Genomic DNA, 15,490 nt, shown 5'->3' on the forward strand with positions numbered 1-15,490 from the left:
AAAATTTTAGCTGCGGTGCATTTTCTTATTATTTAGGTGGAAGGTGAACCGATATAAGATTATATATTGTTATGCCTAGAGATTTTTGAAACGCAGGTAATAGTTGGTATGTTGCTGAAAAACATACCAAGCAAATAAATATGCCTTATAATTGAGAAAGTAGAAGTGAAATTGGATGATATAGGGGTTTGGAGAAGTGGTGAGACGGTGGAATTAACATTAGAAGAATTAAATAAAACGATCATGGAAATGCGCGCAAAGGGGTACTTAACAGAGGCATTAAAACTAGCAGATCAAGGTCTTTTAATAGCTTTAGAGAACAATAATTATACGTATGTATTGGATTTATACTTTCAAAAAATATTAGTTCATCATTCATTAGGCGATACCTTAAGCATGGTTAGCCTTATACATGATTACGAGGCCATTTGTCAAAAATATGGTTCTAGTAAAGATTTAATGCATTACCATTTAGTGATGTCATTAATCTATGACTTGGTTGACATTCGTGAAAAAACAGTGGAGATGACGAAAAAAGCCATTGTCTACGCACAGGAGTTACAGGACCCCATTATGCTTGTTCGTTGTCATAATAATTTATGCTATTTAGAGGTAGAGAAGGGCTGTACGACAGAGGCACTTCAAGCAGGGCTATTGGCGAGGGAGTATAATAGGTCGTTAACGGAATCAATGCCTGATTTAGCAAAATTGCACGATATACGGATTAATAATAATTTAGCAGATGTTTATATTTTAGAAGGGGATTTTAAAACGGGGAAGGCATTGCTTGACGATTCATTAACGTCTGACATTATTGATCACCATAAGCGTGAAAAAGTAGCGGCTTTGTTTGGCTATGGTTTTTTATATGAAAAGCAACAAAAGCTTGATGAAGCAGTATCCTATTACAAACAGGCTATAGAACTTGCCAAATCCTATGGAGATAAGCCGAATACAAAAAAAGTAATGCGATTATTATTAAACGTATTGTATCAATTGGATTGGCGAGATGAAATCTTTGAATTACAGCGTGAATACATTGATCTCACAGAGAAAATGAGTGTTGCTAATTTACTACAACAAGTAATGAATTTGGAATTTAAGCGGCAGAAGGAAAAGCTGGAGAAAAAAGCCCACTATGATCCTTTAACAGGCGTATTAAATCGTCATTTTTTAGATTTTGAGCTACAGGAGTGGTTAAATACAGCCAAACTTACGCAATGCTATGTGTGCATTACTGTGCTAGATATTGATTATTTTAAACTATTCAATGACATGCATGGTCATTTGTTTGGCGATATGATTTTACAGCTATTAGCAAATGGTTTAGAGGAGTTTTTACAGGACGAAGATGTGAAAATAATTCGTTACGGTGGAGATGAATTTATCATTTGTATGAGACATCAACAAAAGGATTATATTAAATCACTTGTCAAAAATACACATGCTTTTTTACTTACATTGAAGCTGGAGCAAGAACAAGAAAGCTACCCTGTAAAGGTAAGTATGGGTGCTTGTATCAACGATCAGAAAAATTATCATTACAAGGAGCTTTTTGAACAGGCAGATAGCTGTTTATACCAGGCGAAAGCTAATGGCCGTGCCAGCTGTGTTTTTTACGAGCTATCATAGGCATACTCATTCCTATTCATTGTTGAATAGGAATTTTTATGTTGTTGTAGTAGTTGCTTTTGCACCAAAAGTGAAACAGAAGAGAAAAAAGATGCTCTCTAATAAAGGAGATGTTCGGAACTTTGCAAATGGCACAAATTTTTAAAGAGGAGCTCTTTAAACAAGCCTGAAAAAATGTAGAATGAAATTTACTGCGCCAATCATTTGAAAACGTTGTTCTAGCAACGTACAATATATGAAATTAAGAAACACGACAGCACAAATTTGTTGTATAATGTTGTGGTATGCGGAAAGAAAGCAGGTTGACAAAATGGAAAGCAAAATGATTAGTTACGCAATTATAGACACACGCAAACATCGGCTATGTGTTATGCGAAATATGCTTGATGTGAAACATAGGGTGAATAGATGAAAAACTGGTTGATTTTCATTTCTGTTTTTATTGTTTCGTTGTCACTTGTCATTAGCATTTTAGTACTCTGGAAAGCCGAGGCTCCATTCCGTTCAATTGAAGAGCAGGCTGAACAGTTGGCACTTGATGCCAAAGCCCTCGCAATTGTATCGGAGTCCTACACATATAATGGCAAACATTCGTATGTTACTGTGTTCGGGGTAGACGAATACGGTGATAAAAAAGCTGTCTTTGTTCCGACGAATCTGGACGAGGATTCCATTCAGGAAGTGTTATTAGAAGATGGTATTACGGAAAAGCAAGCATTATCGGTTTTTAAAAATGAAGGAAATGTCCAAAAAGTCCTCCACATGAAATTAGGCTATGAGGAGCCTGGCGCTGTTTGGGAAATTACATATCTAAACGACCATGATCAGCTCAACTATGTCTATATTTTGTTTAAGGATGGCGACTGGTGGAAGCGCATTACGAATTTATAAGAGGAGTAGATCCCGGATGAAAAATTTATTAGCAACACGTGTAAAAACTTTAACACCATCTTCAACATTAGCTATTACTGCAAAAGCAAAAGCATTGAAAGAGCAAGGTATTGATGTTATTGGTCTTGGGGCTGGTGAACCAGACTTTAATACACCTCAAAACATTTTAAATGCAGCCATTGATTCAATGGAAAAAGGGTATACAAAATATACACCTGCTGGCGGACTACCAGTTCTGAAAAAAGCGATTATTGATAAGCTTCAACGCGACAATAACCTTGCCTATCAACCAAACGAAGTAATTGTTGGTGTAGGGGCAAAGCATATTTTATATACGCTATTCCAAGTGATTTTAAACGAGGGCGATGAGGTTATTATTCCAATACCTTATTGGGTGTCTTATCCAGAACAAGTGAAATTAGCTGGCGGTGTACCTGTATATGTTGAAGGTACACGTGAACAAAGCTATAAAATTACAGCGGATCAACTAAGAGCGGCTGTGACTGATAAAACGAAAGCAGTTATTATCAATTCACCTAGCAATCCATCAGGCATGATTTATTCTCGTGAAGAGCTAGCAGAACTTGCTGCTGTTGCAGAAGAAAAAGATATTTTAATCGTGTCAGATGAAATTTATGAGAAGCTTGTATACAATGGTATTGAGCATTTTTCAATTGCACAACTTTCTGATGCAGTGAAAGCACGTACAATCGTTGTAAACGGTGTGGCAAAATCTCACTCTATGACAGGCTGGCGTATTGGGTATGCTGCAGGTGATGCAGACATTATTAAAGCAATGACTGACCTTGCATCACACTCAACATCTAATGCGACAACAACTGCACAATATGCAACTGTGGAGGCGTATAATGGACCACAGGACGCAGTAGAAGAAATGCGACAAGCATTTGAATCTCGTCTTGAGAAAATTTATCCACAGTTAAGTGCAATTCCTGGCTTCCATGTATTAAAACCACAGGGTGCATTCTACTTATTACCAGACGTAGCAGAAGCTATGGCTCATACTGGCTATGATTCAGTAGATGCATTTGCTGCGGATATTTTAACAGAAGCAAACGTAGCAGTGATTCCAGGCTCTGGCTTCGGCGCGCCAACTACAATGCGATTATCTTATGCTACATCTTTAGACTTATTAGAAGAGGCAGTCCGCCGTATTGATTCATTTGTTAAATCAAAATGGCAAGACTAATCCTTCTAGTCGACTTTGGAGGATTTCTATGAAAAAAATTATGATTAAAGATATGCCTCAGCATATCGGTGAAACAGTCAAAATTGGCGCTTGGTTAGCTAACAAACGTTCAAGCGGAAAAATCGCTTTCTTACAACTACGTGATGGCTCTGGCTTCGTGCAGGGCGTTGTAGTGAAAGAAGAAGTAGGCGAAGAAATTTTTGCAACGGCAAAAGGGATAACGCAAGAAACTTCTATGTATGTTATTGGTGAGGTTAAAGCAGACGAACGTTCAAGCTTTGGCTGTGAACTTGCTGTAACAGGAATTGAAGTACTACATGCAGCAACAGATTTCCCAATTACACCAAAAGAACATGGCCCTGAATTTTTAATGGATAACCGTCATTTATGGCTACGTTCTCGTAAACAGCATGCCATAATGAAAATTCGTAACGAAATTATTCGTGCAACATACGAATTTTTCAACAACAATGGTTTTACAAAAATGGATCCACCAATTTTAACAGGATCTTCGCCTGAAGGTACTTCAGAGCTATTCCATACTAAATATTTTGATGAAGATGCGTATCTATCTCAATCTGGTCAACTTTACATGGAAGCGGCTGCAATGGCATTAGGGAAAGTATTCTCATTCGGTCCAACATTCCGTGCTGAAAAATCTAAAACACGTCGTCATTTAATCGAGTTCTGGATGATCGAGCCGGAGATGGCATTCGTGGAATTTGAAGAGAATTTAGAAGTACAAGAGCAATATGTAGCGCATATCGTACAGTCTGTTCTGGCAAACTGCAAATTAGATTTAGAGCGATTAGGCCGTGATACATCGAAGCTTGAAAACATCCAAGCGCCATTCCCTCGTATTTCTTATGATGATGCTATTAAGCTTCTACACGAACAAGGCTTTGACGATATTGAGTGGGGCGATGATTTTGGTGCGCCACACGAAACAGCAATTGCCAATTCGTTTGACAAACCAGTATTTATTACGTGTTACCCTGTAGGTATTAAACCATTCTATATGCAACCACACCCAGACCGTGATGATGTTGTATTATGTGCTGATTTAATTGCACCAGAGGGTTACGGTGAAATTATTGGTGGTTCTGAGCGTATCCATGACTATGATTTATTAAAATCTCGCCTAGAGGAACATAACCTATCATTAGATGCCTATGCATGGTATTTAGAACTTCGTAAACAAGGTTCTGTTCCGCATTCAGGCTTCGGACTTGGATTAGAGCGAACTGTAGCATGGATTTCTGGCACAGAGCATATTCGTGAAACAATTCCATTCCCACGTTTACTGAACCGCTTATATCCATAAGCTAATCAATTTAAAAGTCGCGTAGTGAACTATCTACGCGGCTTTTCTACTTACTTAAAGAAGGAGTCTGGAGAAACATGAACGTAAATAATCATCGACTCCGTACATGGACTGAGCAGAGAATGATTCCAATTCCTCAGCTTTTTTTTCAGTTTTATAAGGAGTTAAATATGGAGGATGAGGAGGCGCTCCTTGTCATGCACTTACTAGCCTTTCATATGGAAGGGAATGATTTCCCAACACCTAATGATCTAAAGAATCGTCTCACGATACCTGATAATGATATTACGAAGCATTTACAACGATTAATGCAAAAAGGCTTCCTCGAAATTACGAGAGATGTGGATACGAGTGGTCGATTATATGAAAAATATTCTGTATATCCACTTTGGGAGCGAATTGTGCAGATAATCGATATGAAAGAGCAGCAAACGTCTGCAGCGACACTTCGTCAGGAAGAAGGAGAGATTTTTCGTCTATTTGAAGAGGAAATGGGACGCCTTTTATCTCCTTTAGAGCTTGAAAAAATAGGATGTTGGCTTGATGAGGACAAGCATAGTCCAGCACTCATTAAAGAGGCCCTAAAGGAGGCTGTTTTTGCTGGGAAGCTGAGTATTCGTTATATTGATCGCATTTTATTAGAGTGGAAAAAGAAAAATATAACGACACCTCAAGCTGCTCAAAAGCAAAGTGAGCAGTTCCGTGAGAAGCAGACATTTAACAGAGCACCAGCTCGAACAGTACAACAAGAATCAACACAATCGACCAATAAAGTACCATTTTACAATTGGTTAGAAGAAAGAGAATAGGGGGCATCCGGTTTGTTAACGAAAAAACAGTGGGAGCATTGTCTAGATGAAATGGATCGAATGTTTCCCGATGCACATTGTGAGCTTGTACATGACAATGCCTTTGAGCTGACTATTGCGACATTATTATCTGCCCAATGTACAGATGTACTAGTCAATAAGGTGACAAAAACATTATTTCAAAAATATAAAACGCCAGAAGATTACTTAGCTGTATCGTTAGAGGAATTGCAGCAGGATATTCGCTCTATTGGTCTCTATCGCAATAAGGCGAAGAATATTCAGGCTTTATGCCAACGTTTGTTGGATGAGTATGGTGGTGAAATACCTGCAACACGAGAAGCACTGGTAACATTGCCTGGTGTAGGACGAAAAACCGCCAATGTGGTGCTTTCAGTGGCCTTTGATATTCCAGCACTTGCAGTGGATACCCATGTCGAGCGTGTGTCCAAACGTCTTGGCCTATGTCGATGGAAAGATTCAGTACTAGAAGTAGAAGAAACGATTATGAAAAAAACGCCAATGGATAAATGGTCCAAAACACATCACCAGTTAATTTTCTTTGGGCGTTACCATTGTAAGGCTCAAAATCCAGGATGCCATACCTGTCCTTTACTCAGTGATTGTCGGGAAGGGCAAAAACGTTTGAAGAAGGGCTTGGTGAAGGAAGCATGAATAGTGAGGCCATCGCAAAAGATAAAGTAGATGCATGGTTTACCAAGTGGACAACTCTGCAATCGACGATCCATACAGCTCATGATACAAGAAGCGGCATGGCTAAGCAGTTAATGGAGGAAGCAATTGAGTTGTTTGAACAACTTGTACATGCTGCAGGGGATGAAGTGTTACCGATTAATGGCGTTGAACGACTAGCCTTTATCAAAGCGAAGCCTGGTCAATATGCATGTTATCGTCAGCTAGATGAGTTATTTAAGGAGACAAAAAAGCGGACAGCACGCTTGCGAATTCAAGCTAGTAAAAGCTAGGGTTATTGATAAGTGCAGGAAGTGGATAAAAGACATGAAGTGAAGGATAGAGCGAAAAAAGTGAAGGATAGCGCGTTAAATCTGACAGATAGCCTCTATATCCGCTCATATAAAAAACCGAGAAGCAGCATCATGTGCTTCTCGGTTTTTTCGTTTATTCTGTGCTTTGATCTTCTTCAGTTGGGTTGGTAGGTTCGGTTGGAGTCGTCGGCTGTAGATTGCCATCATTATTATTGCCAGGGTCTCCTCCGTTGCCATTATTACCTTGCCCATTACCATTATTATTATGGTTATTGCCATTACCATTATTGCCATTTTCACCATTGCCATTGTTATTACCATTGTCTTCTTGCCCAGGATCTATTGGTAAATCAATTTCTGGCTCATCTGGTTCTTCCGTTTCTAAATCTTCTTCAGACGTGCTTGTGATTTGGAAAGTAGTTGTACCAGGTTCACTACGTGTGCCGTCCATAATGGCTACGACAGAGATTGTGTAATTTCCATCCTCTAGCGTATTGCCAACGGTTAGCCCTTTGCTCTCGGTTGTGCCTAGAGCAAACGTTTGACCGTCATCACGTGTAGCAGTGACTTCAAATGAAGTTGGTAATGGTTCGTCCGTTTCTGGATCTACGATAGCATCATGTTCCCAAGAAATATTAATGGACTGTGCTTCTAAATCTAAGCTTGCCGAAACATTATAAGGTGTTGATAATTCTGGTGCTTCATAGACAGTCGACACCTCTTTTGGTTCAGTTCCACGTACAAATAGCTCTGTTTGACGCAATTCACTAGGCGTGTAATCACTTGCTAATTTTAGTGGTTTAGAGCCTACTTCAATCGTTGCTTCTACAACCGAATTTGGTTTTTTAAAGCTTGCTGTTTCAACATTAGCTGAAATTTCTTGCATTATCGACTTAAATAAATTTTGTGGTAATCGACGTTCTTCCCATGTTGTAATTGGATCAAAATGTTTTTCATACCCACTCCATATCGCAATGGAATAGTTTGTTGTATAACCAGCAAACCATGAATCAGGCACACTTGTATTCGGTAAGTTATATTTATTGAAATCTTCTGCAGAGTAGTTTGTTGTACCTGTTTTACCTGCAATATCTAAGCCAGGTACATTGGCAGCAGTACCAGATGCATCTGGTTTATTGCCTACTACATCACGCAGCATATCCGTTACCATATAAGCAGTATAATCGCTCATAGCAACTTTAGATTCAGGTGTGTAGTTTTTAGATGTTTTGCCATCACGATAGACAATTTTTGAAATCGCATGTGGATCCGTGTAGACCCCGTTATTACCGAAAGCTGCATAAGAAGCTGCCATTTGGATAGGGGAGATTGTAATAGCGCCTCCACCAATCGCATCCGATTCATAAAGATCATCTGTTTTAATGCCTAAATTTCCTACAAATTCCTTGGCTTTTTCAGTGCCAACCTCTTGTAATGTTTTGACAGCAGGAACGTTTCGTGAAGCATATAAGGCTTTACGAGCAGTCATGGCACCCATATATCGGCCATCCCAGTTTGTGATCGTTTGTTTTGTACCTGTGTAATTCATTGGCTCATCGACAAGTGTTTGACCTGTAGACCAATTTAAATATTCGATAGCTGGACCATAGTCAATTAATGGTTTCATTGTAGAACCTGGTTGATTATTTGTTAAGTCCTCGGCATAGTTCCAGCCACGTATAGCACCGTAATGGCGACCACCACCAACGGCTTGAATCGCACCCGTTTTTGTATCGATAACCGCAACACCAGACTGAATTTCTTCAGTTGGGAAATTACTGTCATCGTTCATGACATTTTCTACAACCTTTTGGGCATCTGGATCAAGTGTTGTGTAAACTTTAATCCCTTCTGCCATCGCCGTTCCATCGCCGTTTTCTTCCAATTCATTAATCACGACATCTAGGAAGGCATCATATTTGGAACCAGCAAATGATTGACGTGTTGCATCATCAGCAAGACCTGCTTGAACTTCCACTTTCTTTGCTTCTTCCATTTCAGCTTTAGTTATTTTTCCATGTTGATACATTAATCCTAAAACTGTGTTACGACGTTTTTTTGCAAGCTCAGGATTTTTTAATGGATTATAAGCATTAGGTCGTTGTACTAACCCTGCTAATAAGGCTTCTTCATCTAATGTTAAATCTTTTAATTCTTTCCCATAGAAATATTGTGCTGCTGTTCCGAAGCCATAAATACGACCTGACATGAGCATTTTATTGAAGTACATTTCAAAAATTTCTTCTTTTGAATATTTACGCTCTAACTGAAAGGCTAGCCATGCTTCCTGTGCTTTACGCTTTAATTTTTTCTCATTTTGTAAAAAAGAGTTTTTCACAACTTGCTGTGTTAGGGTAGATGCACCTTGAGCACCGAAGCCATCACGGAAGTTGGCAAGAATAGCACCACCTAAACGATAAAAATCCATCCCGTGATGCTCGAAAAAGCGTACATCTTCCGTTGCTAGAATAGCGTTAACCATATCTTCTGGTATATCTTCATATTTTATATATTTACGGTTTTCTGCACCGATTGTTGCGAATAGTTCACCGTTTTTATCGTAGAACTCTGAAGAAACAGGGTCCTTTAATAATTCCTCATCAAGCTCTGGTGCTGTGCTAGCATAGTAGGCAAATAACCCAGCTCCTCCTATGAAGCCTGCCACACCGATAGCTAAGATCGCTAAGAAAATACGTTTAAACCATGTCTTAGCGGATGAAGTTGGTTTATTCTTTTTCTTTTTATTTTTTTCAGCGAGAGCTTTTTGATGCTCTCCACGTGTTCGACGACGTTCAGTCATTCTTATTTCTCCTCACTTTCAAACCCGCAGCATTTCGCATCGATCAATCGTTGGATGATGGGCAAATAATCGATACGTGGATAATAAGTCGTGGGAATTTCATATGCCTCTTCTTCAATCATTGAAAAGGGTATCGATTTCCGACTGCCATTCTCCATTGCTTGCCAGGCCTTTTGTAAAACTTCATATGGCACAATAAAATAACGTTCAAAAGCAGAAAAGCGAACGATTATAAAAGCCACACCATTTTGTTCCGTCACTTGCTGCATATGGGTCATTTGATGCTCATGAATATTTTTTAAGGGGAAACTCGTTTTGGAAGCAGTTTCCTTTGCATCAAAATCAATATAATGCCCATTCCAAACACCATTGTAGTCGGTTGTGGAAGGTGTTCGAAAGTATGCTTCTCGAATAACAGCAGCACTTCTCGAAGGATACTCTACTTTGACGATTTGCACAGGAACAGGTTTCTTATGAATGATAGCAAGTCGCCTTTTTATATAATAGTCGTTTGCTTCATTAATTTCATCTTCTAGCGTCTTTCCACGATTACTAAAAGACAAATCTTTGTTTCTACTTTTTTTTTCTGTTTTCTGTACAGAAGCATTGGGGGTATACAATTTCCCGTTTGGATAACGAATTGTCATTAAGCTCACCCTTTACCATACTGCATTTCTAATCATTAGTTTACCATGTTTTTATAGCTATTCTCTACTTCCATTTATTATGTTACCGCTACTAGAATAGTAGATAACGAAAGATAATGAAGAACAAATTGCGTCGAAAATTCGCCAGCTCCTTTATTACTCGAATCGTCAAAATAACTGATAAAATGAAACACGAAATCGGGTTGAAATCTTTTCACATTCAGACCCTTCATTCATGACGCTTTTTTAGGTTGAAGGTTCACTATTAAAAATTTATCGAAAATCTTCTTCTTTCAGCTAACTTACGCTTATTTTGTCACCCTTGAAGGTAATTCTATACATTCGAGGAATACTAAAGTTAAAGCAAAGGAGGCGTTATTTTGAACAAGTTAAAACAATTAGTTGCGCAGTTAGATCTGGTCAATCAATTACTTTTCACAAGAGTGTCCCTGGAAAACAATGCACAGAGTTTGCACTTTTTTATGCAGCTTAAAGCGGTTAGCCAGAAAGTAAGCTTAGCAGAAAAGAACTGGCAAGTAAAGAATGCTTGTTCGCCTACTAGTAGTGAAAAATGATAGACTTTGGTACACTTATCTCATAAGCAATTGAACTATCGCTATAGCATTAAAATTGATACAATTTTTACCACAAAAGTACGGTGAATGGTGTCAATGCAGTGATATTTCCGTAGTTGATTTGATGGACAAGACATACTCACCATATATATGCAATGACTACGAAATATATTTGCTTACGTGATTGATGAGAGATGAGGTGCAAAATTGTTAGTGATTCAGCAAACAGCCCAATTAATAGATGAATGTGAACATTGTGTATCAAGGTTCTGGCAAATGCGTGAAGAAGACCGGACGCCAGATTTTTTTCAAGAGGTGAAACCACACGCTGATAAAATTCACCAGCTGTTGAAGGAATGGCAGCAAGAAGCAAATAAATGGATTGAACAAAATCGACCGAAATATATGCATACTCAACAAATTGCTTCAGCGGTAGAATCGATGGAGCAATTTGTTGTGCAGTCTTTTTATAAAGAAACAAGTAAAAAACGTTTTTTAGATGCGATTCATTCTACCTCCTATACATTAAAAATCTTTGAACGATTGGTAAGGGAGGGAGAAACGGATGCTAACGAAGAAACGAACGATTAGTGAGCTTTTACAAGAGTGGAGATATGATGAAGAATTAAAAGAGCGTATTCTTCATTGGCAAACATTGGAGGGCCGACCTGCCAAATATGCACCTTTCCCGGAAAATTTACACCCTTCATTAGTGAAGGCATTGCAGGCAAGAGGCATTGAGCAACTTTACACCCATCAAAGAGAGGCTTTTGATTTGGCGCAGTGTGGTACATCGTTTACTGCGGTTACACCAACTGCATCTGGTAAATCGTATTGCTATCATCTACCAGTGTTGCAAAAAATATTGGAAGATCCAAACGCGCGTGCCATTTATTTATTTCCGACAAAGGCATTAGCGCAAGATCAAAAAAATGACCTAAATGACCTTATCGAGCTAAGTGGTGAGGAGATATTGAGTTATACGTATGATGGAGATACGGCTCCAGGCATTCGTCAAAAGGTTCGCAAGGCAGGGCACATTGTTATGACAAACCCTGATATGCTTCATTCAGGTATATTGCCACACCATACGAAATGGGTATCCCTCTTTGAAAATTTACAATATATCGTAATTGATGAGCTGCATACCTACAAAGGGGTATTTGGTTCACATGTGGCACATGTTATTCGTAGATTAAAGCGTATTTGTGAATTTTATGGCAGTAACCCTGTGTTCATTTGTACGTCTGCTACTATAAAAAATCCTAAGGAGCTTTCAGAGCTGCTGACGAATGAACCACATACGCTCATTGCTGATTCGGGTGCACCAGTTGGCAAAAAAACCTTCCTTTTTTACAACCCACCTATTATTCATAAAACGTTTGGGGTGCGTAGGAGTGCCGTTTTAGAGGTCAGTGATTTAGCTAAAAGACTTTATGTTGCTGGCATTCAATCGATCATTTTTGCTAAAAGTCGGGTGCGTGTTGAGATGATTGTGACCTATTTAAAGGAACTTACACGAAACAAGCTGCTTGATGAATCTGTGCGTGGTTATCGAGGGGGATACTTGCCATCTGAGCGCCGCGTCATTGAAAAAGGCCTGCGTGATGGCACAATCCAAACGGTAGTTAGCACTAATGCATTAGAATTAGGCGTGGATATCGGCCAATTACAAGCGTGTATTATGACCGGTTACCCGGGAAATATTGCGAGTGCTTGGCAACAAGCAGGACGTGCAGGAAGACGTCAGGATGAGGCATTGATTATTTATGTTGCCCAATCTTCCGCATTAGACCAGTATGTGGTGAATCATCCGTTGTTTTTACTAGGGAGTACGCCAGAGGAAGCGCGTATCTATCCAGAAAATATGTTGATTTTAATGGATCATTTAAAATGTGCGGCCTTCGAGCTACCTTTTTCAACAGGCGATATGTATGGAGAATATGACATCCAGGATTTATTGGATTATTTAGCGGAAGAAGGGGTTGTCTTTAAGACGAGTGATAAGTGGCATTGGATGAGTGACCGTTTCCCCGCGCACGATATAAGCTTGCGCTCAGCGTCCCAGGAAAATGTGGTCATAATTGATCTGTCCATTCCTGCCCAAACAAAGGTGATTGGTGAAATGGATCGTCATAGTGCGATGACCCTGTTACACGAAGAAGCTATATACCTGCATCAAGGTATTCAATTTCAAGTAGAGAAACTTGATTGGGAAGAAAAGAAAGCCTATGTCCGTGAAGTAGATGTAGATTATTATACAGATGCTAATTTAGCAGTTGAGATGAAGGTGCTAGAGGAGGATCGTAGTCGTCATTATGGAGGTGGTACGATTGGTTTTGGCGATGTTGGCTTAGTGGCACAGGCAACGATTTTCAAGAAAATCCGCTTCGGCACACATGACAATATCGGGTCTGGACCTATTCATCTACCGCCAGATGAAATGCATACAAGCTCGTCTTGGTTATCGTTCAACAAAGTAGATCAATGGTCCGAAGCAGAATTAACGGACGCGATGACTGGAGCAGCTTATGCGATGAATGCCTTTATTCCAATATTTATTCAGTGCGACAGTAGCGATGTAGCTGTCGTACCACAAGTAAAAGCTTCACATAATGAATTGCCAACATTTTTCATTTATGATAAGTATCCTGGTGGTATTGGTTTAAGTGAAAAGGTTTATGACTTATGGGAAGATCTTATAATCAAAACATTAGTGCATGTTTCAAGTTGTCCTTGTGAGTCTGGCTGTCCATCATGCATTGGTGCACAAGACAGTTTGCAAGAAGGGAAGAAGAGAGTAGTAGTACTACTTCGGCTATTAACTCAAAAGTAAAATATAGAAGGCTTAAGGGATGACAGTATAAGTTCCCTAAGCCTTCTTCCATTTTTGTGCCGCCATGCTACGGGTTTTACTGAAGGAAAGGGTAAGAGAGGATGAGCAGAGCGTACGAAAAAGAATCAGTTACATTATTTCTTTTACCCCATCATTTATTTTCTACTTAGAACAGGTTTTCAATATATTTCAAATGACGAATTGAAATGGAAGGAAAGCTTATCCATTATGATTATTAGTATGATCGTGCTGCTCTTTGCCCTATTACTTTTTAATTGGTCTAAAACTCCCTATGATTGGAAAAAGGATAAGGATGTTTAGAATCACGAGCTAACTCCTACATATGTGTTTAGAGCAAAGAATATTTTGAATGAGCTAATAAATCGTGTTACTCTTGCTAGAGAGATGTCTTAACTATAAGCAGAAAATGAGTGAAATACATGTCTTACGAAAATAAAATACTCCAAATGAAAAAAATGCTTGGTAAAAAACCAGCGACTCAACAAAAGGTGGAAGAACCCGCTTTTCAAAAGCCTGCAAAGCCAAGCTATACAGAGCAATGGCAAAAAGCAGGACTAACGGTTGTTGAAAATGACTTTGGCATTGTGTTTAAGCGTCAAGTACACTATCCATTTTCTTATCAGCATGGCCATTATCAGCTACGGTCATTTTTTGATGCCTTGAAAAAATGGCAAGGTGCCGATTTTCATCACCCTTATGCGCTTGATATAAATGAACCTGTATTATTTTTTGATACAGAAACAACCGGCTTAAAGGGTGTGGGAACGCATATTTTTCTGCTCGGTTTTTTAGAAATGGCAGAGGAAGGTTTTGAGTTGACCCAATATATTCTTGCTGACCCTGCACACGAGGCAGCTTTTTTGTTTGAATCTAAGCTATGGCAAAAAACAGCGACCGTTATTACCTATAATGGAAAAAGCTTTGATTGGCCACAGCTTGAAACACGTTGGACGCTTCACCAGAAAACGTTACCGAAATTACGATCACAACGACAAATAGATTTGTTGCATAGTTCGAAGCGTTTATGGAAAAATGATATGGAGCGCTTAAAATTAAAATCTGTGGAGGAAGAGAAACTTGGTTTTTCTCGAAAAGGAGATATTCCAGGTCATCTCGCACCTATTATTTATTTAGATGCTGTGAAAAGCGGCATACCAGATGCCCTTATGAAGGTTTTGCTTCATAACGAGTGGGATTTACTGTCCCTTATCACACTTTATAGTCATTCTACACATTTATTGTTTGAGGAAGACCATGAAGAATCCGCAAAAACCTTCACTAATATTGGGAAATGGTATGGTGATTTAAAAGAAAGCACCCAAAGTGTTAGGGTATTAGAAAAGGTGACAACTCAATTTGATGCACTAGAAGCAGGCCATGCTCAATATTATTTAGCCTTACAGCATAAAAAGAGTAAACGCTATAGTGAAGCCATTGACTCATTTGTGGCCTCTCTCCATTTTGTAGAAGCAAGAACAAAGTTACATGTCCTTGAGCAGCTAGCCATACTTTATGAGCATCAAATAAAAGATTATGAGCAGGCCCTTTACTATACGCATGAGGGCATACGTCTAATTCGAAATAATGAGCAATGGAGAGCAGAACAAAAACAAAAATGGGAAATTTCATGGGAAAAGCGATTGCACAGACTAGGAAATAAGAAATAATTTCCTGGGTAAGCGCAAGAATCGACAACTTTATCCTTACAATTGGTGTTTTCAGACGATATAATGTGATG

General features: G+C 39.0%; 13 protein-coding genes. 11 read left to right on the forward strand and 2 right to left on the reverse strand.

Translation table 11 applies throughout. The features are described from left to right. The first annotated feature begins 207 nt into the window (after positions 1-207). From OU989_RS07290 to OU989_RS07320, 7 genes are all read left to right on the forward strand, one after another. The gene (locus tag OU989_RS07290; RefSeq protein WP_274796454.1) at positions 208-1,632 is read left to right on the forward strand and encodes a tetratricopeptide repeat-containing diguanylate cyclase; all 1,425 of its coding nucleotides are present in this window, start codon (positions 208-210) and stop codon (positions 1,630-1,632) included. A 408-nt stretch (positions 1,633-2,040) separates the two neighbouring features. Then, positions 2,041-2,523: a cell wall elongation regulator TseB-like domain-containing protein gene (locus tag OU989_RS07295; protein ID WP_016994292.1), complete on the forward strand. Its 483-nt coding sequence runs from the start codon at positions 2,041-2,043 to the stop codon at positions 2,521-2,523. Between the two features lie 16 nt (positions 2,524-2,539). Beyond that, entirely contained in the window at positions 2,540-3,733 is a 1,194-nt protein-coding gene (locus tag OU989_RS07300) for a pyridoxal phosphate-dependent aminotransferase (protein WP_274796455.1), read from the forward strand. 28 nt (positions 3,734-3,761) lie between these two features. Beyond that, complete coding sequence (gene asnS, locus OU989_RS07305; RefSeq protein WP_274796456.1) at positions 3,762-5,057, forward strand: asparagine--tRNA ligase; 1,296 nt, start codon at positions 3,762-3,764, stop codon at positions 5,055-5,057. A gap of 77 nt (positions 5,058-5,134) precedes the next feature. Then, positions 5,135-5,866: a DnaD domain-containing protein gene (locus OU989_RS07310; protein ID WP_274796457.1), complete on the forward strand. Its 732-nt coding sequence runs from the start codon at positions 5,135-5,137 to the stop codon at positions 5,864-5,866. A 12-nt stretch (positions 5,867-5,878) separates the two neighbouring features. Then, positions 5,879-6,541 carry an endonuclease III gene (gene nth, locus OU989_RS07315; protein WP_274796458.1) on the forward strand — a complete coding sequence of 221 codons (663 nt, stop codon included), beginning with the start codon at positions 5,879-5,881 and terminating at the stop codon, positions 6,539-6,541. Then, the gene (locus tag OU989_RS07320) at positions 6,538-6,852 is read left to right on the forward strand and encodes a YpoC family protein (protein WP_274796459.1); all 315 of its coding nucleotides are present in this window, start codon (positions 6,538-6,540) and stop codon (positions 6,850-6,852) included. The genes nth and OU989_RS07320 overlap by 4 nt, the downstream gene beginning before the upstream one ends. 154 nt (positions 6,853-7,006) lie before the next feature. On the opposite strand, the gene OU989_RS07325 is transcribed toward OU989_RS07320, so the two are convergent. Together OU989_RS07325 and recU are read right to left on the reverse strand one after the other, a co-directional pair. Beyond that, entirely contained in the window at positions 7,007-9,673 is a 2,667-nt protein-coding gene (locus tag OU989_RS07325; protein ID WP_274796461.1) for a penicillin-binding protein 1A, read from the reverse strand. Positions 9,674-9,675: 2 nt separating this feature from the next. Then, complete coding sequence (gene recU / locus OU989_RS07330) at positions 9,676-10,320, reverse strand: Holliday junction resolvase RecU (RefSeq protein ID WP_274796462.1); 645 nt, start codon at positions 10,318-10,320, stop codon at positions 9,676-9,678. Positions 10,321-10,700: 380 nt separating this feature from the next. Between recU and OU989_RS07335 the strand changes: the two genes are divergently transcribed. From OU989_RS07335 to OU989_RS07350, 4 genes are all read left to right on the forward strand, one after another. Next, on the forward strand, positions 10,701-10,895 hold the full coding sequence (locus OU989_RS07335; protein WP_274796463.1) for an endonuclease: 195 nt from the start codon (positions 10,701-10,703) through the stop codon (positions 10,893-10,895). A gap of 213 nt (positions 10,896-11,108) precedes the next feature. Next, a complete protein-coding gene (locus OU989_RS07340; protein WP_396631736.1) occupies positions 11,109-11,486 on the forward strand; it encodes a YppE family protein in 378 nt (125 codons plus the stop codon). Then, positions 11,461-13,731, forward strand: coding sequence for a DEAD/DEAH box helicase (locus tag OU989_RS07345; protein ID WP_274796465.1), 2,271 nt, complete (start codon positions 11,461-11,463; stop codon positions 13,729-13,731). Before OU989_RS07340 ends, OU989_RS07345 begins: the two co-directional genes overlap by 26 nt. Before the next feature lie 440 nt (positions 13,732-14,171). After that, positions 14,172-15,419, forward strand: a complete 1,248-nt coding sequence (locus OU989_RS07350) for a ribonuclease H-like domain-containing protein (protein WP_274796466.1) — start codon at positions 14,172-14,174, stop codon at positions 15,417-15,419. Positions 15,420-15,490 lie beyond the last annotated feature (71 nt).

It is taken from the genome of Lysinibacillus irui (genome assembly GCF_028877475.1).
GTDB lineage: Bacteria > Bacillota > Bacilli > Bacillales_A > Planococcaceae > Lysinibacillus > Lysinibacillus irui.

Excerpts from the sequence above, each read along its gene's own strand:
- OU989_RS07350 (WP_274796466.1), top strand. The coding sequence starts at position 14,172 with ATGTCTTACGAAAATAAAATACTCCAAATGAAAAAAATGCTTGGTAAA.
- OU989_RS07300 (WP_274796455.1), top strand. The coding sequence starts at position 2,540 with ATGAAAAATTTATTAGCAACACGTGTAAAAACTTTAACACCATCTTCA.
- OU989_RS07320 (WP_274796459.1), top strand. The coding sequence starts at position 6,538 with ATGAATAGTGAGGCCATCGCAAAAGATAAAGTAGATGCATGGTTTACC.
- asnS (WP_274796456.1), top strand. The coding sequence starts at position 3,762 with ATGAAAAAAATTATGATTAAAGATATGCCTCAGCATATCGGTGAAACA.
- OU989_RS07295 (WP_016994292.1), top strand. The coding sequence starts at position 2,041 with ATGAAAAACTGGTTGATTTTCATTTCTGTTTTTATTGTTTCGTTGTCA.
- OU989_RS07310 (WP_274796457.1), top strand. The coding sequence starts at position 5,135 with ATGAACGTAAATAATCATCGACTCCGTACATGGACTGAGCAGAGAATG.
- OU989_RS07345 (WP_274796465.1), top strand. The coding sequence starts at position 11,461 with ATGCTAACGAAGAAACGAACGATTAGTGAGCTTTTACAAGAGTGGAGA.
- recU (WP_274796462.1), bottom strand. The coding sequence starts at position 10,320 with ATGACAATTCGTTATCCAAACGGGAAATTGTATACCCCCAATGCTTCT.
- OU989_RS07325 (WP_274796461.1), bottom strand. The coding sequence starts at position 9,673 with ATGACTGAACGTCGTCGAACACGTGGAGAGCATCAAAAAGCTCTCGCT.